The organism is Porcipelethomonas ammoniilytica, from assembly GCF_025567485.1.
GTDB classification, from domain to species: Bacteria; Bacillota; Clostridia; order Oscillospirales; family Ruminococcaceae; genus Porcipelethomonas; species Porcipelethomonas ammoniilytica.
Map to the genome: position 1 here is coordinate 220303 of NZ_JAOQKH010000001.1, position 25933 is coordinate 246235.

Here is a 25933-nt window from a genome sequence, read left to right on the forward strand (position 1 = left end):
AGAAAGGAAGTTTTGCGGATAACTGCAAAACATGGGTATAATTATGGGTAAGGTAAAAATTACTGAAACCGTATTGCGTGATGCGCACCAGTCACTTATTGCAACACGTATGACTATGGATGAAATGCTTCCAATTCTGCCTCTCATGGATAAAGTGGGATACCACTCTGTAGAATGTTGGGGCGGTGCAACATTTGACGCTTGTCTGAGATTTTTAAATGAAGATCCGTGGGAAAGACTTAGAACACTGAAAAAAAATCTTCCTAATACAAAGCTTCAGATGCTTTTCCGTGGTCAGAATATGCTTGGATACCGTCACTATGCAGATGATGTACTGGAGTATTTTGTCCAGAAATCAGTAGCAAACGGTATTGACATAATCAGAATCTTTGATGCTTTGAATGATATCAGAAATCTTGAAACAGCTATTAAAGCCGCCAAAAAAGAAGGTGCGCATACTCAGGTTGCTATTTCTTATACATTAGGCGATGTATTTACAACTGATTATTATGTTGATTATGCAAAACGTATTGAAAATTCTGGGGCAGATTCTATCTGCATCAAGGACATGGCAGCGTTGCTTACTCCTTATGAAACTGAAAAGCTTGTTAAAGCTTTGAAATCAGCAGTAAAAATTCCGATTCAGCTACATACTCATTACACGTCCGGTCTAGCATCAATGTGCTTGCTTAAGGGTATTGAAGCAGGCGTTGACGTAATTGATACGGCAATGTCACCATTGGCGCTTGGTACGTCCCATGCACCTACTGAATCAATGGTAGCGGCTCTCCAAGGTACTGAATATGATACTGGTCTTGATTTAGTTCTTTTGACAGAAATCAGAGATTATTTCATGAAATTAAGAAAGAAATATATCGACAGCGGTCTCCTTGATCCTAAAATGCTTGCAGTTGATGCTAATGCTTTGATTTATCAGGTACCTGGCGGAATGCTTTCTAATCTGCTTTCACAGCTGAAGCAAGCAGGAAAAGAAGATAAGCTGGAAGAAGTACTGAAAGAAGTTCCTAGGGTAAGAAAAGATGCGGGTTATCCTCCGCTGGTTACGCCTTCATCACAGATAGTTGGTACACAGGCTGTGTTTAATGTAATAATGGGTGAACGCTATAAAATGGTTACTAAGGAATTCAAGGGCATTGTTAGAGGAGAATACGGCAGAACTCCGGTGCCTATTGACCCTGAATTCAGAAAAAAGATTATTGGTGACGATACTCCTATTGACTGTCGTCCTGCTGACCTTCTTGAACCTGAACTTGATAAACTCAAAAAAGAATGTGCAGAATGGACAGAACAGGAAGAAGATGTTCTCAGCTATGCTCAGTTCGGACAGGTTGCCGTTAAATTCTTTGAAAACCGCAGAAATGCTAAATTTGGTATTGACGGCGCTCATTCAGATTCTGAAAAACAGATTCATCCGGTTTAATTACAATTTGTTTATTTTAGAAGGCGGACTTTTGTTCGCCTTCTAAGTTATATTAGCGTAAGGAGGTACTAAAATGCCTATAAAAATACCGCATGAATTACCGGCATATAAAAAACTGCAAGATGAAAATATTTTTGTAATGTCCAAAAGCAGGGCGGAACATCAGGATATCAGGCCATTAAAAATTATTATTCTTAATATAATGCCAAAAAAAATAGAAACTGAAACCCAGATATTAAGACTTCTCAGTAATACTCCATTACAGGTTGATATTGAATTGCTTTATTTGGAATCTCATATTTCAAAAAATACACCTGTAAGTCATCTCAGTAATTTTTATACAACCTTTGAACAGATAAAAAATAATAAATATGATGGTATGATTATTACCGGTGCACCTGTTGAGCAGCTTGAATTTGAGGAAGTAGATTATTGGAAAGAAATTACTGCAATAATGGAATGGTCAAAGAAAAATGTTTTTTCTACCATGCATATTTGCTGGGGAGCGCAGGCAGGTTTATATTATCATTTTGGTATTCCTAAATATTCTCTTTCTAAAAAAATATTTGGTATTTTTCCGCATAAAATTGAGTATCATAATGCTAAATTGTTAAATGGATTTGATGATGAATTTATGGTACCGCATTCACGTCACACTGAAATCAGAAGGGAAGACATTGAAAAAATAGATAAACTTCAGATCCTTGCATCTTCTGAACTAGCCGGTATACATATTGTTGCCAATAAAAATGGAAGACAGTATTTTATTATGGGACATGCAGAATATAGTCGTGAAACATTATCTGAAGAATATTTTCGGGATAAAAATAAAGGAATGGAAACTGTACTTCCATATAATTATTTTCCTAATAACGATCCTGACAATATTCCGCTTTTAAATTGGAAATGTCATGCAAATTTAATGTTTTCTAATTGGTTAAATTATTGTATTTATCAATCTACACCATATGATATTACAGAACTTGATTTATTAAATTGGGAATGGGAACCGGGACTTTAATTTTATTTAAATAATTGTACTTTGGTATATTTCAAAGCACAATTAAATTTTTGAAAATAGGGAGTAAAAAAAGCTGTTGATGTAATAATCATCAACAGCTTAAATGATTTATAAATGTTTAATTATTAGGTGTTTCTAAGTCAATAATTATACGTTTTAATAGGATACAATCAAATATATTAACCTTGTCGTCAGAATTCATATCAGCCAAAGAATACTGTGATTCATCAAAAGTATATATTTTAAGAAGATATTTTTGCATCAGAACTATATCGGCAGTTGTCAGCAATTTATCCTTATCAATATCGCCTTTACTGTATTCTGTTATATCAGTTGATGGTGTTTCAGTTGGCTTAGGGGTTAACCCTTCAATAATTGAATAATAGGCAGGCTTAGCAGTGAAATCTTCATTAAACAGAAGCGGACACTTTGCGGCACGCCAGCTTTTGTCATCAGTTGTTCCCCAAAATACAACGGCAGAAATACTGTCTGAATATTCTTCGCATGCATCCATGATTTCATTGTATATTTGAGCTTGTTTTTCAAAACCTGATTCAGTTAAATCAGTAGTAGTTATGTCAAGTTCCGTAACCTGAATGTCAAGACCGGTATCTACAAATGCCTTTAAAGCCTTTTTATATGCTGAAGCAGAAGGGAAACCAACATCAAGGTGAGATTGCATACCTATACCGTCAATAAGTCCTTTTTCTTTTAGTTCATTTGCCATATTAACAATAGCATTGGTTTTGTCAGGCATATATTCATTAAAATCGTTATAATAGAGCTTACATCCTTCCGGAGCATATTTTCTCGCATATTCAAAAGCAGGCTCAATGAACGAATTGTCACCGAAAACCTTTACCCAACCGGAATAATTAGGATTTTCAGATTGTCCGCCGCCTTTTCTTGGAGTACCATCGTCCAGCCAAGCTTCATTTACAACGTCCCAGGCATAGAAGTCAACAGTCGGATATTCAGTTTCAAGAGCTTCAAAAACATTTTTGATGTAATTTTCCATACGCTGAAGCATGATCTCTTTTGAAACCCAGTCTCCGCTGTCCGTAAATCCTTCTTTAAAGAACCAATCAGGAGTCTGGCTATGCCATACAAGTACATGTCCTCTTACTGAAATATTATTGTCACGGCAGAAATCTAAAATTTCTCTTGCACTTGCGATATTAACTACAGGATTTGTTTCACTTCCAGAAGCAATGGTAGCTGCCTGATCAAGAATTGACTCTGGTTTGAGTTCATTTCCGGGAGTAAGGCTATTATAATGTTTTTTAATTAAATCCTGTGCTGTTTTAGAGGCAAGTTCTGTTGTTGTAACAGCGCCTCCGATTTTAAAATAAGAGGAATAAATATCTTTAAGGGATGGGATATCCTGTTGAATTTCGTAAACCGGAGCAGTTTTTATTTCAAAATCATCTATATACATATTTGCTGTATCATTACATTCAAAATATAAATATACATTTGTTACATTATTAGGTATAATGAACTTACCGTCATTCATTTCTACCCAATCACCCTGAGACACTGCTGACAGAATATCTACATAGTGTCTTTGCCCGGATGAGTCGGTATAATCCAATTTTAAGTTAATATTGTTATACCATTGTGCTTTTGCTTTTGCACTTACCATGTACTCAATTCCCGGTTCCAAAAGACCTTCAAGCGCCAACCATGGACCATGCCAGCCTTTTCCCCTGTTACTGCATTCCAGACAGCTTGTACCGCTATATGAATCCGTATTTACAATTTGTAATGTTTCAACGCCTCCTCTGCCAGTAAAATCATTAATACCATCTTCAAAGCCAGTAGAATAAACGACAGTTGAAACAGTTTCTGCACCGTCAACAGAGAAAAAAGATGAAGACTCATTATTAATTAAAGAGTATGAAGCAGGAATTAAAGAACATAGCAAAGCTGTACTCATCAATCCGGCAAGAATTTTTTTACGCATTAATACACCCTCCATTTTTATATTTACTTACTATATTTTATCATAATAAGTTCAAGATGTCAATCAATTTGTACAAATTTTCAAAAGCAGTATTATTAAATAAGATTTTTAATAAATTTCATATGGATCTTTTTAACCATATTAATATTTTTATATATTTTTACTGCAGTTCTTTTGCTTAGTTCTGAAATATTATTAGCTTCTGTATCTGTTATTGGTTCCATACTTAATTTAGCTTTAAGTGCAGTCTGAGTAGCATTTACAAATTCATTTTCATAAAAAATCCACGGATTTTCCTTTTGAATTTTTTCGGCAAATTTAATATGTGTAATATTATTATTGTTTATATTAATATACTCAAGTAATTTAATTATATAATCATATGCATATAAGACAGTTTTAGCATTATCCGAATCAGATAATTTTTTTTCTCTTTTATTACTGATAACTATATGCTTTACTAATATAAGTATAATAATAAATATTATCGTACATATAGCACTAATTATAAGTTTAACTGTCAAACTAATACTATTTGTTGACTGTTTTACGTGAGTATTTATATTTACTATGCTGTTTGAATCGGATTCAGATAATTTTGATTCAGAAGAAGAAAAATTGGAATTTGTACTTGATGTATCAGTTTCTGACAATGAAGCAGAAACAGTAGTATTAATTGTTGAAGATAACTCAGTATTCTGAGATATGGACGTATGAACTTCCTCGGCATTATCATTAAAAGCGGCTGCTCCTGAAGGAGTAAACTCATAGGGAATCCAGCCTAAACCGTCAATATAAATTTCTGCCCATGCATGAGCACGATTATCTTTAATTTCTATTTTATAGGTTTTTTTATCAGTTAGATTTTTATTATTAAAATCATCTTTTAATAGTACATATCCCTCTGAATATCTAGCAGGAATTCCGGCCATTCTGGCTAGAATAACACCTGAAGTTGCAAAATGTACACAATATCCTTTGTGATTCTCAGTTAAGAAATAAGATACAAAATCTTCAGATTTAGGAGTTTTTCCGGGATTTAAAGTATATTCTGCATTTTCAGATAAGATATTTTTTATGGACTGTAATTTTTGATATATATCCTGGTTTAAAATATCTGAATTTTCAATAAATTGTTCATAAAGTTTATTCATTGATTTTGTATCGGGTACATTACAATAATTTTCATATACAAAATCATTATATTGATCAAAAGAAGAATTTATTTCATAATCAATATCATCCAGCATATTAATAAAATTGTTTTCATTTATTTGATCAGTACTTACCATAAATGAATATTCTTTCAAATTTTCCAATTTAACAGACGTATCATTAACGTAAGTAATATCGCCGGATGGAATAGAAAGATATGGTATATAATTATATTTTTCATTAATATATTGTGATTTGATTTTAATTTCTGTAAGATTAACTTTATAACGAGAAATAATATAATTAGTTAACATATCTTGTGGAAAAGATTTGTTATCATAAAAATTATCAAACATGTTGTTGTAAGCTTTATATATTGAATCAGAAAAATCGTTCCAGCTGTTGTTGTTATATTCTGTACCTGTATAACCTTTAAGATATATATTTTCATTAATTGCTTCATTTGTTTCTATGATCAGATCGGTAGATTCTGAAAAAGAAACGGAATTTAGTGCGCCGAGCTTATGATTATACATTTTAAGATTACCAATGCCTAATGATGCTGAAAAACGTTCCAGACTGGTTCCAAGATCTTCAAAAGAAAATTCACTGGCTGCTATTTTCATGTCTGAACGTATTTGATTTATTTTCTCAGGACGGGAATAACTAAAACATTGTGTTAAAATATACGTCATTATGAATACAATACAGCATACGGCTATTATTAAAATACTTGATAAGCCTGCCGTACGGAATTTTATTTCAGGTTTAGCATAGAATAAATTTTTTTTCCGCAGAAATCCTGATGTTTTTTTTCCTGAATACTGATTGTATCCTGAGTATTGTATTGACAACAGACATGTCCAATAAATAATTATTGTCAATACCGGTAGCATATCAGGATTTTTTCCGAAGTATAATCCGCATTCAATAAAAGGAAATGTGCATAAAAATCCCAGAAAAAAATTCGGATGTATTAATGTTGCATAACAAATAATAAATGCTAAAATAAATATAGAGAAAGCTAAAAAAAGTTCAGCGTCCTCTATATTAACGATTTCCATACGGAAATAACTGCTTTTTTCAGGATATATAGATAAATATGTCTGATTAAAAATAATTTTAAATCCGTCTATGAAATTTGTCCATTTTTTATACAAGATAACTATATAAATTATCAATATTGGCAATAAAGAAAAATGAAATATTCGTGGAAGTATAAATATAATAGATAAAATTACAAAAAATAAAATTGTACAAAAATTTATTAACGTTGAATTGATAGTTATATCAAACATGGTAATGTAAGAAAAAACAGTACCCCATATTCCTAAAAAGGATATAATTAAAAGCGGAATTATGTTTAAAAATTTTCTGTTTTTAGGTACTGACAGATTCATACTGTCAATAATTCTTATACCATTATATGAATTCGTATTAAGTTTCATAAAATTTATCCTTGATTACTTTAAAATTTTTTCAATATTTTCATGAAATTTTCCGGAAGGGATTTCGGCTATATTCAGATTATTAAAGTACTTAAATTGACTTTTGGAAAACGAATCATTAACAAATATAAAGTTTTTTACAGAATTATCATCAAATAAGTTTTGATAATTAAAACTTACATTATTATTTGTAATAAAAAATACTTCAGATTTGTTTAAACAAATTTCTTCAATTTTATTTGTTAATGAGTAAAAATCATCATCTAAAAGATTATCCATAAGCATAATAAACGTTGAAATAAGAGAATCAAAATTTATTATATCTATAAATTCTATTTCTTTAATTTTTTTATTATAACAGCATATTTCAAAAGGCATACTATTGTGGAGTAAGTTCAGAGAAACAGCATAGAAAATTTCAATGGCAGTGTCTATGGAACATATGGATCCTTTTAATATTAAATCAGGTATGACAACAATTGCAGAATCTGTAGGCTGACTGAAATGTTTTGTAATAAATTTGTCGTGTATTAAACTCAGCTTCCAGTGAATACGGTTAAAATTATCACCGGAAATATATTCTTTCAGTTCAAAAATTTCAGAAGGATCATCACCGCTTTTACTGTTAGAATATGTTTCACTGTCATCATTTTCAATTGATTTTGAATAATAATCGAAATAATCAAGATTTATATCGGGCATAATATAAACGCTGGATGTTTTATTTGAATTTATCTTGCATGAGAATAATTTTATATAGTCGTATATTTTAATTGATTTTACTTTTACGTTTAATATTCCGCAATAATCTGATGAAAGATAAAAATATAGTTTTTCTTCAGTTAATGGGTGTATCGGGACCGATATTTCCATACAATTTTCAATACCCGAAAGTTTATTTTTATATACTATCTGTATACGGCTATTTGAAAAAGGGAAAATAGTATTATTTTTAATTGTAAGTATAAATTTGCATTTTTCATTTTTAGTTGATGTAAGGGAAGCAGAATTAATTTCCAATTTTATATTAAATTTAGCAATAACAATAATTATTCCAAATAAAATAGGAATTGAAAGAATGAAAACCATAAGATATAGTGAAAAATCACCTATAAACAGCATATAAAATAATATTGAAATTATAATTAAAATAAAATAAATAATTTTTGTTATAATCATATAATTAAACCTTATAATTGATTTTAGGAATCGGAACATTTCTTAAAATTTCATTTAATATATCGTTAACTGACAAACCGTTTAATTTTGCTTTATGTTCCAGTATGATACGGTGTCCGACAACATCTTTGAAAATATATAAAATATCATCCGGTATAACATAACTTCTTCCTGACATCAAAGCACAGGCTTTTGCCATTGAAGTTAAGCTGATTGTACCTCTTGGACTAAGACCTAATTTTACCATGGGATGTTTTCTTGTTGCGTCTGCCAGTAAAACAATATATGAATAAATACTGTTATCTACATATATTTTATTTGCAATTTTCTGACATAGAATAATATCGTTGCCGTTAGCGACTGTAGAAATACTTTTTAATGCATCTGTATTTTTGCTTTTTAATATATTGATCTCATCTTTTATTTCGGGATATCCCATGCTTAATTTTACTGTAAACCTGTCAAGCTGAGATTCCGGGAGCATTTGAGTTCCTATTGAGCCTATTGGATTTTGAGTTGCTATTACAATATACGGTTTAGGGAGTTCAAAGCTGTTTCCTTCAATTGTGATTCGGCGTTCTTCCATGACTTCGAGTAAAGCGGATTGTGTTTTGCTTGACGTTCTGTTAATTTCATCAGCCAAAAATAAATTACATACGGCTGCTCCCGTTTTATATTCAAATTTTTTATTTTCCGGATTATAAACAGAAAAACCCACTATATCCGTAGGCAATACGTCAGGTGTAAATTGCATTCGCTTGTATTCCAGTGAAAGTGCTTTGGAAAAAGCCAGCGCCATTGTGGTCTTACCAACGCCTGGCATATCTTCAATAAGAATATGACCGTTTGATATTATAGTCATTAACACTTTGACTATAATGTCACTTTTACCAATAACTGCTTTATTTATTTCGCCTATAATTTCATTTATTTTTTTTGAAACGGCAGATAAATTACTATTAACATTCATTTTTGTATTTCCTTTCCTTATAACATTAAATATTATATCATTTTTTTATGATAATTACAAATGTTTTTTTATGAATAAAAAAATATACAGAATAATGTGAAAAATTAAATAGTATTTTAAATATTTTTTATAATTTGTGATGAAAATTTTAATCCTTATTGACAAAATGAATAAAAATGGATATACTAATTAATGAAAAAATATGTACGGATTTGTTAAAAAATAAATATTTGAAAGGCGGTTAATGTGAATATCTGGCATAATATAAGTCCAAAAAGAATCAGTGCGGAGGATTTCGTTGCCGTAATCGAAATACCTAAAGGCAGTAAAATAAAATATGAACTGGATAAGGAAACAGGCTTGATAAAGCTTGACAGAATTTTATATACTTCTACCCATTATCCGGCAAATTACGGTTTGATACCAAGAACATATGCAGATGACGGTGATCCTCTCGATGTACTTCTGCTTTGTTCTGAAACGTTGTATCCGATGACTCTAGTCAGATGCTATCCAATAGGAGTTATAAGAATGATTGACAGCGGACGCCATGATGATAAAATAATTGCAATACCTTTTGACGATCCTACTTATAATACCTACAAGGATATTGACGAACTTCCTAAACATATATTTGATGAAATGATTCATTTTTTCAAGGTATATAAAGAATTGGAAAATAAGACTACGGCTGTAGACGAAATTGAAAATGCTGAAAGTGCGAAATCTATAATCGCCGATGATATTGAGCATTATATTAATAAATTCTGTAAATAATAACAGAAAGGAAAAATTGGAAATGACTGTAAAAGCAAGTGAAGTTTTATTTAATTCAGAAGCAAGCGTAGCACCTTTAGGCATTATTGCCCTTGAGGGTGCGGCAGAGCTAGGCGGCAAGATTGACGGTTATCTTGTTGAATGGGCAAGAAAAGGCGGGTATAACGTTGATACGCTGCTAATTAAAAATCAGTGCCCCAGATTTGCGTCGGGGGACGGTAAGGGAATTATAGAATCAACCGTTAGAGGAAAGGATATTTTTATTGTAGTTGATGTAGGAAATTACAGCTGTACATATAAAATGTTTGGTAAAGAAAATTCTATGTCTCCGGATGATCATTATCAGGATCTTAAGAGAATAATACAGGCAATTTCCGGTAAAGCTCATAGGATCAATGTCATTATGCCTATTCTTTACGGCGGACGTCAGCACAGAAGAAGCTACCGTGAATCTCTTGACTGTGCATGTGCATTACAGGAACTTCAGTCAATGGGTGTGGCAAATATTGTAACTTTTGATGCTCATGACCCGAGAGTGCATAATGCGATTCCTCTTATGGGATTTGACAATGTTATTCCTTCATATCAGGTACTGAAAGCATTGTTTAAAAATGTAGATAATCTTGTAATCAATAAAGACGAGTTTATGGTAGTAAGTCCTGATGAAGGCGCACTGAACAGGAATATGTATTATGCTTCTGTTCTGGGTGTTGATATGGGAATGTTTTATAAAAGGCGCGATTATTCCAGAATTATTGACGGACGTAACCCTATTGTGGCTCATGAATATCTTGGAAATTCTGTTGAGGGCAAAGACGTATTCGTCGCTGACGATATTATTTCGTCAGGAGAATCAGTTTTGGATATAGCTTATGCACTGAAAAATAAAAATGCAAGAAGATTTTTTGCTTACTGTACTTATGCATTGTTTACAAACGGTCTTGAAAAATTTGATAAAGCTTATGAGGAAGGATATATTTCAGGCGTATTCGGAACAAATCTGACATATCGTTCTCCTGAGCTTCTTCAGAGACCGTGGTTTCATGAGGTTGACGTTTCAAAATATATTTCATATTTTATTGCGTCAATTAATCATGACGTATCAATAGGCACTGTTATTGATCCTCATGAAAAAATTAAAGCTCTTCTTTCAAAGCAATAATACTTACAGCCCTTTTATATAAAAGGGCTGATATTTTGTCAAAAAATATTTAACGAAAATCCTGTATCAGGAACTTTAAAAATTTTGCCGTTCAGATAATTAAGTATTCCGCCGGAATTTAATTTGAATTCCAAAGAGTATGCACATAATTGCTGATGAAAAATACCCATTCGTTTATTTACAGTAACGCTGCCGTATTTTCCGTCTCCGAGAATTGGATATCCCAGATAGGCTAAATGTGCGCGGATCTGGTGAGTTCTTCCGGTAATAAGGTTTATTTCAGCAAGAGTAAAGTTATTTTTCCGGCTTATAACCTTACAGCCTGTAATTATTTTTTTATATCCTTGGACTGGATTTGAAATTATTTCTACACGGTTATGCTGACATTTTTTCAGATAATCAGTTTTAATAAACTCATTCTTTGAAATGATCCCACAGCAAATACACAAATATTTTTTTACAATTTCCCTTGAACGTATTCTTTCGTTGATTTCCCTTAAAGACTGAGCATTTTTGGCAGCAATGACAAGTCCGGTCGTATTTCGATCCAGTCTGTTGCAAATTGCAGGAGAAAAAGAATTTTCTTCATCTGGATTATACTCGTTTTTTTGATACAAATAAGATTTAATAATGTCAATAAGTGTTTCTTTATTATTTTCTGAACCTCTATGTACGTCTGTTCCGGCAGGTTTATTTACTATTAAAATATTTTCATCTTCATATATTATATTAAGACTTGAATTAATAGTTAAAAATTCAGTATTTTTTTTGATATCAAAAAATTCATCATTTATATACATTTCTACCATATCGTTTTCTGCTAGTACCTGAGAAATTTCACATCTTTTTTTATTAACTTTAATTCTTTTTAATCTTATGTACTTATATAAAAGTGATTTTGGTAGTTTTGGTACTGTTTTTAGTATAAATTTATCGACTCTCTGACCGCTGTCATTTTTGTTTATTTTAAATTCTTTCATATTTAACCTCGTTTAATTAACTTTTTATTTGTATTATAGCATATTATTTTTAAAATTGAAACTGAAAAAGGTAAAATTATATAATTTTTTAAAAGTACTTTTATTTTTTAGAAAAAAGGATTATACTATATAGTAGGTAATATTACATAAATACAATTTGGAGGTAACATGGCTGATAACGTGCATAAGGGACACAGAGAAAGAGTAAGGAAGAAATTTATAAAAACCGGATTTACAGGTTTTGCCGATCATGAAAAATTGGAACTGCTTCTATTTTATTCACGTCCCAGAATAGATACAAATGCGATAGCGCATAATCTTATTGATAAGTTTAAAACTATAGGAGGCGTTTTTGATGCGGATTTTGATATGCTTAAAGAAGTCGATGGAGTTGACGAAGCTACAGCAGTACTATTAAAAATGATTCCTGCACTTTCAAAGGAATATGTTAATTCAAAAATTTCATTGACCTCAATGGGAAATTATAAAACTGCATGTGAATATTTTAAAAATCAATTTCTTGGCGAAAATGTAGAAAAGGTTAGGATAGCTTGTGTAGATGATAAGCTCCGGCTTGTTGACTGTGCAGTAATTTCTGAGGGTACGCCGGGAACAGTCGCTGTAAATATACGTAAAATAGTAGAATTTACATATAAAAATAAATGTGAAAGCATAATTATTGCGCATAATCATCCTAACGGCGATCTGATTCCTTCTGATGAAGATATAAAAGCTACGTCAGATTTGTTCAGAACATTAAAACCTGTGGGCATAATGCTTCTAGATCATATTATAGTTGCCGGAGGACAGGCAATATCGTTAAAAGAATCCGGCGCATTTACGCTTTTGAAATAAGGAGAAATTATGAAAGAACGCAAGTTTGAACTGGTAACGGATTATAAACCATCCGGCGATCAGCCCGAGGCAATAAGCAAGCTGACAGACGGTATTAATAAAGGGTACAGAGAACAGACTCTTTTAGGTGTAACCGGTTCGGGAAAAACTTTTACAATGGCGAATGTTATAGCAAATGTAAATAAGCCTACTCTTGTTCTGGCACATAATAAAATACTTGCAGCGCAGTTATGTTCGGAATTCAAAGAGTTTTTTCCTAATAATGCAGTTGAATATTTTGTCAGTTATTACGACTATTATCAGCCGGAAGCATATATTCCGGGTACGGATACTTATATTGAAAAGGATTCTTCGGTCAATGATGAAATCGATAAAATGCGTCATTCTGCCACAACGGCTCTTTCAGAAAGAAATGATGTAATAATTGTATCCAGTGTGTCCTGCATATATTCTTTGGGAAGTCCGGAAGATTACCGTTCAATGGTCGTTTCTGTAAGGCAGGGAATGGAGAAATCAAGAGATCAGCTTTTAAGCGAGCTTGTAGCGATTCAGTATGAAAGAAATGATGTTAATTTTGTCAGAAATAAATTTCGCGTCAGAGGAGACGTTGTAGAAATTTTTCCGGCTTCATCAAATGAAAAAGCAATAAGAGTAGAATTTTTCGGAGATGAAATTGACCGTATAACGGAAATTAACGTACTGACCGGAGAGGTTTTATCGATACTCAAGCATGCTGCGATTTTTCCTGCCAGCCACTATATTGTAAGCGGAGCTAAAATGAGCGACGCTATAAAGGAAATCGACAGAGAGTTGGCGGAAAGAATAGAATATTTTCAATCGGAAAATAAACTTATTGAAGCGCAGAGAATAGCTCAGCGCACTCATTATGATATGGAAATGCTGCAGGAAATCGGTTTTTGCAGCGGTATAGAAAATTATTCCAGAATTTTATCTGGACGTCCTCCAGGAAGCACTCCTATGACGCTTTTGGATCATTTCCCTAAAGATTTTCTTATGCTTATAGACGAAAGCCATGTAACAATACCACAGGTAGGGGGAATGTATGCCGGAGACAGAGCAAGAAAAAATACCCTTGTGGAATTCGGATTCCGTCTGCCCAGCGCTTTTGACAACAGACCGCTTAATTTTGATGAATTTTATGACCATGTAAATCAGGTCATCTTTGTCAGCGCTACTCCTAATAAATTTGAAAGAGAAAAATCACAGCAAATAGTTGAACAGGTTATACGTCCTACCGGTCTTGTAGATCCGGAGATTATTGTAAAGCCGGTTCAGGGACAAATTGAGGATCTTCTTTCTGAAATTAATAAACGTACAGAGATCAATGAACGAGTTTTAATAACTACTCTTACCAAAAAAATGGCGGAGGATCTTACTTCTTTTTTAGACGATGCAGGAGTAAGAGTCAGATATCTTCACCATGATATAGATACTATTGAGCGTATGGAAATTATAAAGGATCTTCGTGAGGGAGAATTTGACGTACTCGTAGGAATTAATCTTTTAAGAGAAGGTCTTGATATACCAGAAGTATCTCTTGTTGCGATCCTTGACGCAGATAAAGAAGGATTTTTAAGAAGTGAAACTTCTCTTGTACAAACTATTGGACGAGCTGCAAGAAATGCAAAGGGACAAGTTATCATGTATGCTGATTCGGTTACGAATTCTATGGAAAAAGCAATAACCGAAACTGAAAGACGCCGATCCATTCAGATGGCATATAATGAAAAGCATGGTATTGTTCCCAAAACGATAAAGAAAGAAATAAGAAAAGTACTTGAAATATCTTCCAAAGAAACAGTTGAAAAAACAACAGGTAAGAAGCTTTCCAAAGCCGAAAAGGCAGAGCTTATTTCAAAGCTTAAAGTTGAAATGAAAGAAGCGGCTAAAATGCTTGAATTTGAGCATGCAGCTTATCTTAGAGATAAAATTAAGGAATTAGAGGGAAACAAATGACAGATAAAATAATTATAAAAGGCGCCCGAGAACATAATCTGAAAAATATTGATCTGGAAATACCAAGAAATAAGCTTATCGTTATGACTGGTCTTTCAGGTTCAGGAAAATCATCTCTCGCATTCGATACTATTTATGCAGACGGTCAGAGAAGATACATGGAAAGTCTCTCGTCATATGCAAGAATGTTTTTAGGACAAATGGAAAAACCTGACGTTGACAGTATCGAAGGGCTGTCTCCTGCAATATCAATCGATCAGAAAACTACATCAAAAAATCCTCGTTCTACTGTGGGTACTGTCACGGAAATATACGATTATCTGCGTCTGCTTTATGCCAGAATAGGAATACCACACTGTCCGGTATGCGGAAGGGAAATAAAACAGCAGACCGTTGACCAGATAGTCGATAAATTGTTTGAATTGGAAGAAGGAACTAAAATCCAGCTGTTAGCGCCTATAGCAAGAGGAAGAAAAGGAACTTATGCCAAGGAATTGGACAACGCACGGCGTTCCGGCTATGTTCGTGTAAGAATTGACGGAAATATGTATGATCTTTCCGAGGAAATAATTCTTGACAAAAATAAGAAACATAATATAGAAATTGTAGTAGACCGTCTGGTGATAAAGGACGGAATAAAGTCACGTCTTACAGACAGTATCGAAACGGTAATGTCTCTTTCCGGCGGAATGCTTGCAGTTGATGTAATAGGCGGAGAAGAAATGCTGTTTTCACAGAGCTATGCATGTCCGGAGCATAATATCAGTATTGAAGAACTGAATCCACGAATGTTTTCATTTAATAATCCTTTTGGTGCATGTCCGAAGTGTACCGGTCTGGGAACTTTTTCAAGAATAGATCCTGATCTGATAGTACCCAATAAAGATTTGAGTATCAGACAAGGAGCTATAAAGGCAAGCGGATGGAATACGCTTACAGAAGGATCTATTGCAATGATGTACTATAACGGAATCGCAAAAAAATATAATATCAGTCTGGATACTCCTTTCAAAGATTTGCCTAAGGAAGCGGCTGACGCTTTTTTATATGGAACAAAAGACAGGCTTGAACTTCAGATAATCGATTCATTCGGAGGCGGTGTAAGATACAGTAAATTCGAGGGTATTATTAACAATCTTGAAAGGCGGTATAAAGAATCAAGCAGCGAATATTCTAAAAGTGAAATTGCGGATTGTATGAATGAAATAAACTGTCCGGAATGTAGGGGTGAAAGACTAAAAAAGGAAAGTCTTTCTGTAACGGTAGGCGGAATTAATATTATTGATTTTACTAAGTTTTCTATATCAGAGGCTCTTGATTTTATAAATAATCTTAAACTGACTGAACGTGAAATGATGATTGCCGAAAGGATCTTAAAGGAAATACGGGAAAGACTTGGATTTTTAAAAAGCGTCGGACTTGAATATCTTACCTTGTCCCGTTCCTCAGGTACGCTTTCAGGCGGTGAAAGCCAGCGTATACGTCTTGCTACTCAAATAGGTTCGTCTCTTATGGGAGTATTGTATATTCTTGATGAACCTAGTATAGGCTTGCATCAGCGTGATAATGACAAGCTTATTGAAACGCTTAAGCATCTTCGCGATATTGGTAATACACTTATAGTAGTTGAGCATGATGATGATACGATGCTTGCGGCTGATCATATCGTAGATATCGGACCCGGAGCCGGAGTAAATGGGGGAGAAGTAATATTTTCGGGAACAGTAGATGAATTACTAAAGTCTGAAAATTCCGTTACAGGACAATACTTAAGCGGTAAGAAAAAAATTCCTCTTCCCGAAAAACGAAGAAAAGGAAACGGTAATTATCTTATTATAAAGGGTGCGGCAGAAAATAATCTTAAGAAGATCAATGTAAAAATACCCCTGGGCGAACTGATTTGCGTTACAGGCGTTTCAGGATCAGGAAAATCATCTCTTGTAAATGAAATACTATATAAGCATCTTGCTGCAAAGCTTAATCGTGCAAAAATAAGAGCAGGGAAATTCAAATCCATTGAAGGATTAGAAAATCTTGACAAGGTAATATGTATTGACCAGTCGCCAATCGGCAGAACGCCCAGATCAAATCCGGCAACATATACGGGAGTATTTACTGATATACGCGAGCTTTTTGCACAGACAAGCGACGCCAAAACTCATGGATACGGTGCAGGAAGATTTTCTTTTAATATCAAGGGTGGACGCTGCGAGGCATGCGAAGGCGACGGTATCAAGAAAATTGAGATGCACTTTTTGCCGGATATTTATGTTCCGTGCGAAGTCTGCAAAGGAAAAAGATACAATAGAGAAACACTTGAAATTTTATATAAGGGCAGATCCATTTATGATGTTCTTGAAATGACTGTTGACGAAGGAGTAAAATTTTTTGAAAACCATCCTAAAATTCTCCGTAAACTAAAAACATTGCAGGAAGTCGGACTTGGATATATAAAAATCGGTCAGCCTGCAACAACGCTTTCAGGCGGCGAAGCACAAAGAGTTAAACTGTCAACTGAACTTTCTAAAAGAGCTACCGGTAAAACAATTTATATTCTTGACGAACCTACAACAGGGCTGCATACAGCTGATGTCCACAAGCTTATCGAAGTACTTCAAAAGCTTGCAGACACCGGAAATACAGTATTGGTTATTGAACATAACCTTAATGTTATAAAGGTTGCCGACCATATTATTGATCTTGGACCAGAGGGAGGTACAGGCGGTGGAACTGTCGTTGCATGCGGCACTCCGGAAGAAGTAGCAGAATGTCCACAGTCATATACTGGGAAATATCTTAAAAGTTATTTAAAATAATTCAGTTGGTGAAACCTCATCAAATATTTTAAAAATTTCTGGATGATTTTTTTTGATTCTCAGGGGTTTCATTGACATATCCGTAAAACAATGGGTGGTGCTTCCGGTTGCACGGAGCTCACCTGTTTTTTTATCGCAGATTTTATATTGTACTTCCATTTTAAATCCGTTGAATTTACTTATTGAAGCATAAATTAATACGGTATCTCCAAAGTGTACGGAATTTTTATAGCTGCACTGTGCAGATAGAACAGGCATCATAATACCCTGCGATTCCATAAAATCATATGGGTATCCGACCTTTTTCATAAAATTTACTCTTGCTTCTTCAAACCAGCGAATATAATTAGAATGATGTACTACGCTCATTTTATCTGTTTCATAATAATATGCGTCTCTTTCATAAACATGAATTTTTTCCATTTTTTTATTGTCCTCCGTTTTTTATTTTCTTTATTATATCACTGACATGAAAAAAAGGCAAATTTTTTGCTCAATTGACAGTGTATAGAAATTATGATATACTTTTATTAGTTTAATTAATCTTGCAGAGCTTAGGAGTTTATCATATATCAAACTATGAATTTTATGTCTATAAAGTAGTATGGAATTTGCCTTTTGTAAGAAAAGGTCGAAATCACTTGATTTTTGTAATTGAAGATGATATAATAATGTGGTATAGTTTGAACTGTTGAGGTATAATAAATACTGTTGTGAGAACTGTATTAAGGAACGTTTGAACTAGAGGAGTATTGATTTTGAATATTAAAATTATAGTAGCTACACATAAAAAATATAAAATGCCGGACGATAAAATTTATATGCCTTTACATGTAGGTCGTGAAGGAAAAAGTGACTTGGGTTATCAGGGTGACAATACCGGTGATAATATCAGTCTTAAAAATGCTAACTATTGTGAATTGACCGGACTGTATTGGGCTTGGAAGAATTTAAATGCAGATTATATCGGATTAGTACATTATCGAAGGCATTTTACTTATAAAAAAGCCAAAGGTGATAAATTTCAAAGAATTATAGGATACAAGGAACTAAGCGAAATTTTAAATAAAAATGACGTTATACTGCCAGTTCCAAGAAATTATTATATAGAGACAAATTACAGTCAATATGCACACGCCCACCATGCTGTTGATTTAGATAAAACCAGAGAAATAATATCTGAAAAATATCCTGAGTATATAAAAGCGTATGATGACAGTATGCAGGAAACTTCGGGTCATAGATTTAATATGTTTATTATGAAAAGAGATAAGTTTGACGCATATTGTGAATGGCTTTTTGATATATTATTTGAACTTGAAAAAAGACTTGATATTTCAAATTATAATACAAATGATGCAAGGGTTTTTGGTTTTGTAAGTGAAAGACTTCTTGATGTATGGATTAATACAAATAATATTTCATATACAAATCAACCGTATATCTTTATGGAAAAGCAAAATTGGTTTATTAAAGGAATTAATTTTGTTAAAAGAAAAGTATTTAATTAAGGTGAAGTATGGATTTAATAAGTGCTATTGTTCCGGTTTATAATGTCGAAAAATATTTATATAGATGTGTTGATTCTATCCTTAAGCAGACTTATGAAAATTTTGAATTAATATTAATTGATGACGGTTCTCCTGATAACTGTTCTCAAATGTGTGATGAACTATCAGAAAAGGACTCAAGAATAAAAGTAATTCATCAAGAAAATCAAGGATTAAGCGCAGCAAGAAATTCAGGAATAAAAATTGCTAAAGGAAATTACCTTACTTTTATTGATAGCGATGATTGGATTTCAAATACAATGTTTGAAGATTTAATTAATTTGATAAAAGAAAAAAATGCTGATATTTCTATATGTAATTTTATTGTAACCGATGGCAATGCAATATATAAGAAAAATACTAAAGATGAAGAGAAGCTGTATTCAAAAGATGAATTCATGAAAATCATATTGAGAGTTAACAGCAATAGATGTATACATTATGCATGGGGTAAACTTTATAAAAAAGATGTAATTGAAAAAAATGAACATTATCCTGTAGGTATGTTAAATGAAGATGTTGAAGGAATGTTCAAGGCTGTTTTAAAGTCTGAAAAAATAGCGGAAACTAATAAAATCGGATATTTTTATTATGAAAATTCAGAAAGTATAAGCAGAAAAAAATTTGGCGAAAATTTTCTATCTCTGCATCATGTATGGGAAAGAATTTTGGAAATATCTCAGAATTCTGCGCCGGAATATGTTGATTATGTCAAGTATAATCTCATTAGATCAGATTTTACTATATTAGTTGATATGATTCTTTATGGTGATAAAGAAACCGATAATATATTCTCAATTGAAAGGAAAAATATAAATAAACGATTAAAAACTAATATAGGTATTTTATTGAAAAGTCCTATGCAGATTAAAAGAAAAATTTTAATGCTGCTCGTCTGTTATTTTTATCTGCCCATACGTTTTATGGTTCGTACTATAAAAAACAGGAAATGAGGCGAATATGAAATTAAATAAATTATCTACTTGGTATCTGATTCTTTTAATTCCGTTTATTGAACCTCAGCTTTTTAAAACGCATGGATTTGAATTAGTGGATAAGCTGTTTTTATGTTTAAAATTAATAGCTTCAGCTTTTATTGTTTTAGAATACCTTGTAAGATTTAAATTTAAAATTACAAAGTACGTTATTTTGATGTCTATAGTTCAAGCTGCAACATTTATAGGAACATATTTAAATCATGGTTCTTTGACCAGATATTTGGGACCAGCTATGATTTCCGTTGTAATGATTATGCTTGGAGAAATGGCTTTTGCAGGCAAATGGGTATTATTTCTTAAATACATTGAAAAATATCTTACATTCTTATTTATTTTAAATTTATTTACTGTTGTATTGAGAATGGTAGGAGTAAGTTTCTTTTCACATGCAACTCTCTTGGGCATAGATAATCGATGGATATATGTATTATTGCCTTGGATTATTATATCGTTTTTAAATTCATATATTGAATTTAATAAAATTAAATTAAGTGTTTGGATAAAATATATTTTATGTATCGGAAGCTTATTATTAAAATGGTCTGTAGGAGCATTGGTATCTATTATAATATTTCCGGTCGTTTTCGGTTTGATTTTTTATTTAAAAGATAAAAATATAAAAATAATTCGTTTAATTAATGCTAAATTAATATATATCTTATTTTTAATAATAAACTATATACTTTTGAGTGGAAAATTGTTGGAGATTTTATCTGTAATTATTGTAAAGTATCTTAAAAAAAGTATAACTTTATCAGGCAGAATATATTTATGGCAGACAGTAATTGAAGTATTAAATAAAAAACCATTATTTGGCTTAGGAGTGCAATCAAATGAATTTGATGAAAAATTTTTTTATGAAAGTTCTGGATTTGTCGGCGGAACAGCTGTAAATCATCCGCATAATCATTTTTTAAATGTTGCTTATCATGGAGGATTTATTGCGCTGATAGTTTTTATTTTAATAGTTTTTATAACTATGTGTGATATAGACAAAATTAAGGAAAAAGGTATTTATTGTGTTATGGTTGCCGGTGTTGTATCTGTAATGTTGGCAGCTTTGGTTGATACGTTGGATTTTTCATTATTTTATCTGTTTATTCCGATCGCAGCTGGGTTATCTAAAATATATAATGGAAATATGATAATTAAAGTTAATAATAAAAATTTTTATTTATTTAAAAAGAAAGGCTGATTACATGATAAGCTGTGTAATAACTACGTATAAACGAGAACCTGAAGTTCTAAAAAAAGCTGTGGATAGTATATTGTCACAATCTTATAAAGATATAGAAATTATTGTTGTAAATGACGCTCCTGAAGATTCAGAACTTTCAAATAGATTATATAAAATGTTATCCGAATATGATTTTCCCATAAATTATATAGTACACGAAAGTAATAAAGGAGCATGTGAAGCTAGAAATACGGGAATTAAAAATTCTAACGGTGAGTACATTGCTTTTTTAGATGATGACGATGAATGGGAAAAAGAAAAGTTAGAAAAACAACTTAAAAAAATTTTATCAGATCATTCGGCTCTTGTTTATTGTGATTATTATTATATAGATAAAAATGGAAAAATGAATATCAGAAAGTCAGATAAACAAAATCTTCCAGGCAGTAATGATTTTGATAGATTGCTTTGCTGTAATTTTATTGGTTCAACTTCTTTTCCGTTGATAAAGACCAGCGTATTGAAAAGTGTGGGAGGATTTAATAAAGATTTACAATCTTCTCAGGATCATGAATTATGGATGAGAATTGCTCAAAAGTATGAAATTTCATATATTAATGAACCATTGGTAAAGTATTACTTTACTGATATTGCAATTACTCGGTCAATTGATAAAAAAATACAAGGATTCAACTATATACTTAATGAATTTAAGAATGAGTATAATAATAATCCTGAAATATTACATTACAGATATATTTTTATTTCTAATGTATTTTTTGGAAACCATTGCTTAAAACTAGGACTTCAATATTTGAAAAAAGCATTTATAATAAAACCGTTATCAGTAAAAAATTTATCAGTGATTCCAAAAGTATTAAAAAAAGTTTTTAATATTTCTTGACTTGAAGAAAAATAAATTTGAATACTAACTAAAAGGAAGGTAAAAATATGATTATTACAGTAGCCGGAACAGGTTATGTCGGTCTTTCAATTGCAACTTTACTAGCACAGAATCACAAAGTATATGCGATTGATATTATACCTGAAAAGGTTGAAATGATAAATAACAGAAAGTCTCCGATACAGGATGATTATATTGAAAAATATCTTTCAGAAAAAAATCTTGATTTGACAGCTACTCTTGACGCAAAAGAGGCGTATGGCAATTCTGATTTTGTTATTATAGCAACTCCTACAAATTATGACAGTAAAAAGAATTTTTTTGATACATCGGCTGTTGAAACGGTAATTAATCTTGTTATGGAATATAATCCTGAAGCTATAATGGTTATTAAATCAACAATTCCTGTTGGATACACTAAGTCGATTCGTGAAAAGACCGGAAGTAAAAATATAATATTCAGTCCGGAGTTTCTTCGTGAAAGTAAAGCGCTTTATGATAATTTGTACCCAAGCAGAATTATAGTGGGCACAGATATGGAAGATGAGCGTCTTGTTGAAAAAGCAAAAGTTTTTACAGAACTTCTTCAGGAGGCTGCTATAAAAGAAAATATAGATACTTTGATTATGGGTTTTACTGAGGCAGAAGCTGTAAAGCTTTTTGCAAATACGTATCTGGCTCTTAGAGTATCATACTTTAATGAACTTGATACTTATGCTGAACTTAAAGGTTTGAATACACAGCAAATTATAGAAGGCGTATGTCTAGATCCTCGTATTGGCAATCATTATAATAATCCAAGCTTTGGGTACGGTGGATATTGTCTGCCTAAGGATACAAAGCAGCTTCTGGCAAATTATGAGGACGTTCCGGAAAATATGATCGAGGCTATTGTTGAATCTAACAGAACTCGTAAAGATTTTATTGCTGACAGAGTTCTTCAGAAAGCCGGTTATTATAGTTATGATAAAAACAATACGTATGATATTAGTAAAGAAAAGCAGGTTATAATTGGCGTATATCGTTTAACGATGAAATCAAACAGCGATAATTTCCGCCAAAGTTCAATTCAGGGAGTTATGAAGCGTATAAAAGCAAAAGGGGCAATAGTTGTTATTTATGAACCTACGCTGAAAGACGGAGTAACATTCTTCGGAAGCAGAGTTGTTAATGATTTAAACAAATTTAAATCAATATGTGATTCTATAATTGCAAACCGTTATGATAAATGTCTTGATGATGTTGCAGATAAAGTTTATACAAGGGATATATTTAAGAGAGACTAATGCTTATAAATTAGCGTACCAAGGGAGATGGGTTTTTGAAATATGATTATTTAATAGTCGGATCCGGTTTATATGGAGCGGTCTTTGCACAGCAGGTGAAAGAAGCTGGAAAATCAGTGCTTGTAATTGATAAGCGTCCTAATGTTGCAGGTAATGTTTATACTGAACGGATAGAAGGAATCAACGTTCATAAATATGGCGCACATATTTTCCATACAAACAATAAGAAGGTATGGGATTATGTGAATAGATTTACAGAATTTAATAGGTTTACAAATTCACCTGTTGCAAACTATAAGGGCGAGCTTTACTCGCTGCCGTTCAACATGTATACATTTAATAAAATGTGGGGTGTGGTAACTCCCGAGGAAGCTGCTGCAAAAATTGATGAACAGCGTAAAGAAATTAAAGGTGAACCTAAAAATCTGGAAGAACAGGCAATAAGTCTGGTTGGAAGAGATATTTATGAAAAACTTGTAAAGGGATATACTGAAAAGCAATGGGGAAGAGAATGTAAAAAACTGCCAGCTTTTATTATTAAACGCTTGCCAGTACGTCTGACATTTGACAACAATTATTTTAATGCGCTGTATCAAGGTATACCTATTGGAGGGTATACAAAAATGGTTGAAAATATGCTTGACGGAATTGAAGTAAAGCTTGGCGTAGATTATCTTCAAAATAATAAAGAACTTGATAAAATTGCTGATAAAATTGTGTATACCGGCGCAATTGACGCTTATTTTAACTATAAGCTTGGTACGCTTGAATACCGAAGTGTAAAATTTGAAAATGAAATTTTGAATATTTCTAATTTCCAAGGAAATGCAGCAGTAAATTATACTGATGTAGAAACTCCTTGGACAAGAATTATTGAACACAAATGGTTTGAATTCGGTAAGGATGAAAATGGAAAGGATATTCATAAGACGGTTATAAGCCGTGAATACAGTTCTGAATGGAAGCTTGGAGATGAACCGTATTATCCTGTGAATGATGAAAAAAATAGTAAGCTTTATGCTGAGTACAAGAAGCTTGCAGAGTCTGAAAAAAATATTATTTTTGGAGGCAGACTTGGCGAGTATAAGTACTATGATATGGATGCTGTTATTGCATCTGCGCTTAAAAAAAGTAAAATGGAAATAGTGTAATTTATTTATTTTTTATGGGATGATCAGCAGAAAATATTAATATTTTTATCGTAAATATTGGCAATCTGAGAAATTATAAATATATTTTGGAAGAGCAGTGAAATTATGATAAATATGCGAAAATACTTGATTTTTAGGGATAAGGGTGGTATAATGTGATAGTTGTAATAGGGTGTTTATACTTATTAACAGTTATATAATCGGAGGTTTTATATGAAAGGAATAATTCTTGCCGGAGGTTCCGGCACACGTTTATATCCATTAACAAAGGTGACGTCAAAGCAGCTGTTACCCGTATATGATAAACCGATGATTTATTATCCTATGTCTGTGCTTATGAATGCAGGTATCAGAGATATTTTGATTATTTCAACACCTCAGGACACACCTAGATTTGAAGAACTTCTTGGTGATGGGCATCAATTCGGCATTAACCTTTCATATAAGGTTCAGCCTTCGCCTGACGGACTTGCCCAAGCATTTATTATTGGAGAAGAGTTTATTGGTGATGATTGTGCGGCAATGGTGCTTGGAGACAATATTTTTGCCGGACATGGGCTAAAAAAAAGACTTTTACAAGCTGTTGAAAAGGCGGAAAAATATAATCTTGCAACAATATTTGGTTATTATGTAGATGATCCGGAAAGATTTGGCATAGTTGAATTTGATAAAGACGGCAGAGCTGTTTCTATTGAAGAAAAACCTAAAAAACCCAAGTCAAATTATTGTGTGACCGGACTTTATTTTTATGACAATAGAGTAGTTGATTATGTAAAAAAATTGTCTCCGTCGGCAAGAGGAGAGTTGGAAATTACTGATCTTAATAAAATTTATCTTGAAAACGGCGATTTAAATGTTGAGCTACTTGGTCAAGGATTTACATGGCTTGATACAGGAACGCATGAAAGTCTTGTTGAAGCATCTAATTTCATAAAAACTATTGAAGACCATCAGCATAGAAAAATCGCATGCCTGGAAGAAATTGCCTATTTAAATGGCTGGATCTCTAAGGATGATATACTGGAAGCGTATAAGGTATTGAAAAAAAATCAATACGGACAATACCTTATGGATGTATTAAGCGGAAAATACTTAGATACACTTTACTGATACGGGGGTT

20 protein-coding genes are annotated in these 25933 nt (G+C 32.4%); 14 read left to right on the forward strand and 6 right to left on the reverse strand.

The genetic code is table 11. The annotated features are described in order from the left end of the window. Window positions 1–43: 43 nt before the first annotated feature. Together OCV67_RS01030 and metA are read left to right on the forward strand one after the other, a co-directional pair. On the forward strand, window positions 44–1441 hold the full coding sequence (locus tag OCV67_RS01030; RefSeq protein ID WP_147642104.1) for an oxaloacetate decarboxylase subunit alpha: 1398 nt from the start codon (window positions 44–46) through the stop codon (window positions 1439–1441). A gap of 73 nt (window positions 1442–1514) precedes the next feature. Beyond that, window positions 1515–2462 carry a homoserine O-acetyltransferase MetA gene (metA, locus tag OCV67_RS01035; protein ID WP_147641993.1) on the forward strand — a complete coding sequence of 316 codons (948 nt, stop codon included), beginning with the start codon at window positions 1515–1517 and terminating at the stop codon, window positions 2460–2462. A 118-nt stretch (window positions 2463–2580) separates the two neighbouring features. Here metA and OCV67_RS01040 read toward each other — a convergent pair whose 3' ends face one another. The 4 genes from OCV67_RS01040 to OCV67_RS01055 all read right to left on the reverse strand — a co-directional run bounded on the left by OCV67_RS01040 (window position 2581) and on the right by OCV67_RS01055 (window position 9180). Then, the gene (locus OCV67_RS01040; protein ID WP_178084949.1) at window positions 2581–4428 is read right to left on the reverse strand and encodes an endo-1,4-beta-xylanase; all 1848 of its coding nucleotides are present in this window, start codon (window positions 4426–4428) and stop codon (window positions 2581–2583) included. A 95-nt stretch (window positions 4429–4523) separates the two neighbouring features. Further along, the gene (locus OCV67_RS01045) at window positions 4524–6647 is read right to left on the reverse strand and encodes a transglutaminase-like domain-containing protein (protein WP_178084950.1); all 2124 of its coding nucleotides are present in this window, start codon (window positions 6645–6647) and stop codon (window positions 4524–4526) included. A gap of 399 nt (window positions 6648–7046) precedes the next feature. After that, the gene (locus tag OCV67_RS01050) at window positions 7047–8210 is read right to left on the reverse strand and encodes a DUF58 domain-containing protein (protein WP_178084951.1); all 1164 of its coding nucleotides are present in this window, start codon (window positions 8208–8210) and stop codon (window positions 7047–7049) included. Between the two features lie 4 nt (window positions 8211–8214). Continuing rightward, complete coding sequence (locus tag OCV67_RS01055; protein WP_147641997.1) at window positions 8215–9180, reverse strand: AAA family ATPase; 966 nt, start codon at window positions 9178–9180, stop codon at window positions 8215–8217. A 246-nt stretch (window positions 9181–9426) separates the two neighbouring features. Between OCV67_RS01055 and OCV67_RS01060 the strand changes: the two genes are divergently transcribed. Both OCV67_RS01060 and OCV67_RS01065 read left to right on the forward strand, forming a co-directional pair. Continuing rightward, window positions 9427–9957: an inorganic diphosphatase gene (locus tag OCV67_RS01060; protein ID WP_147641998.1), complete on the forward strand. Its 531-nt coding sequence runs from the start codon at window positions 9427–9429 to the stop codon at window positions 9955–9957. Between the two features lie 22 nt (window positions 9958–9979). After that, window positions 9980–11119 carry a ribose-phosphate pyrophosphokinase gene (locus OCV67_RS01065; RefSeq protein ID WP_147641999.1) on the forward strand — a complete coding sequence of 380 codons (1140 nt, stop codon included), beginning with the start codon at window positions 9980–9982 and terminating at the stop codon, window positions 11117–11119. A 38-nt stretch (window positions 11120–11157) separates the two neighbouring features. On the opposite strand, the gene OCV67_RS01070 is transcribed toward OCV67_RS01065, so the two are convergent. After that, window positions 11158–12099: an RluA family pseudouridine synthase gene (locus OCV67_RS01070; RefSeq protein WP_147642000.1), complete on the reverse strand. Its 942-nt coding sequence runs from the start codon at window positions 12097–12099 to the stop codon at window positions 11158–11160. A gap of 168 nt (window positions 12100–12267) precedes the next feature. Here OCV67_RS01070 and OCV67_RS01075 point away from each other — a divergent pair, with 168 nt between their 5' ends. The 3 genes from OCV67_RS01075 to uvrA are packed head-to-tail and all read left to right on the forward strand — an operon-like array spanning window position 12268 to window position 17747. Continuing rightward, on the forward strand, window positions 12268–12954 hold the full coding sequence (locus OCV67_RS01075) for a JAB domain-containing protein (protein WP_147642001.1): 687 nt from the start codon (window positions 12268–12270) through the stop codon (window positions 12952–12954). A gap of 9 nt (window positions 12955–12963) precedes the next feature. Next, window positions 12964–14931, forward strand: a complete 1968-nt coding sequence (gene uvrB / locus OCV67_RS01080; protein WP_147642002.1) for an excinuclease ABC subunit UvrB — start codon at window positions 12964–12966, stop codon at window positions 14929–14931. Then, window positions 14928–17747, forward strand: a complete 2820-nt coding sequence (uvrA, locus tag OCV67_RS01085; RefSeq protein ID WP_147642003.1) for an excinuclease ABC subunit UvrA — start codon at window positions 14928–14930, stop codon at window positions 17745–17747. The genes uvrB and uvrA overlap by 4 nt, the downstream gene beginning before the upstream one ends. On the opposite strand, the gene OCV67_RS01090 is transcribed toward uvrA, so the two are convergent. Further along, window positions 17739–18170, reverse strand: a complete 432-nt coding sequence (locus OCV67_RS01090; protein ID WP_147642004.1) for an acyl-CoA thioesterase — start codon at window positions 18168–18170, stop codon at window positions 17739–17741. The genes uvrA and OCV67_RS01090 overlap by 9 nt on opposite strands. Window positions 18171–18505: 335 nt before the next feature. Here OCV67_RS01090 and OCV67_RS01095 point away from each other — a divergent pair, with 335 nt between their 5' ends. From OCV67_RS01095 to rfbA, 7 genes are all read left to right on the forward strand, one after another. After that, on the forward strand, window positions 18506–19258 hold the full coding sequence (locus tag OCV67_RS01095; RefSeq protein WP_147642005.1) for a DUF4422 domain-containing protein: 753 nt from the start codon (window positions 18506–18508) through the stop codon (window positions 19256–19258). An 8-nt stretch (window positions 19259–19266) separates the two neighbouring features. Further along, window positions 19267–20250: a glycosyltransferase family 2 protein gene (locus OCV67_RS01100; protein ID WP_147642006.1), complete on the forward strand. Its 984-nt coding sequence runs from the start codon at window positions 19267–19269 to the stop codon at window positions 20248–20250. A 7-nt stretch (window positions 20251–20257) separates the two neighbouring features. Further along, window positions 20258–21490 carry an O-antigen ligase family protein gene (locus tag OCV67_RS01105; protein ID WP_147642007.1) on the forward strand — a complete coding sequence of 411 codons (1233 nt, stop codon included), beginning with the start codon at window positions 20258–20260 and terminating at the stop codon, window positions 21488–21490. A gap of 4 nt (window positions 21491–21494) precedes the next feature. Next, complete coding sequence (locus OCV67_RS01110; protein ID WP_147642008.1) at window positions 21495–22376, forward strand: glycosyltransferase; 882 nt, start codon at window positions 21495–21497, stop codon at window positions 22374–22376. A 47-nt stretch (window positions 22377–22423) separates the two neighbouring features. After that, window positions 22424–23662, forward strand: a complete 1239-nt coding sequence (locus tag OCV67_RS01115) for a nucleotide sugar dehydrogenase (protein ID WP_147642009.1) — start codon at window positions 22424–22426, stop codon at window positions 23660–23662. Window positions 23663–23697: 35 nt separating this feature from the next. Beyond that, window positions 23698–24813 (forward strand): UDP-galactopyranose mutase, encoded by a 1116-nt coding sequence (gene glf / locus OCV67_RS01120; RefSeq protein WP_147642010.1) that lies wholly within the window; start codon window positions 23698–23700, stop codon window positions 24811–24813. A 213-nt stretch (window positions 24814–25026) separates the two neighbouring features. Continuing rightward, the gene (rfbA, locus tag OCV67_RS01125; protein WP_147642011.1) at window positions 25027–25923 is read left to right on the forward strand and encodes a glucose-1-phosphate thymidylyltransferase RfbA; all 897 of its coding nucleotides are present in this window, start codon (window positions 25027–25029) and stop codon (window positions 25921–25923) included. Window positions 25924–25933: the final 10 nt, after the last annotated feature.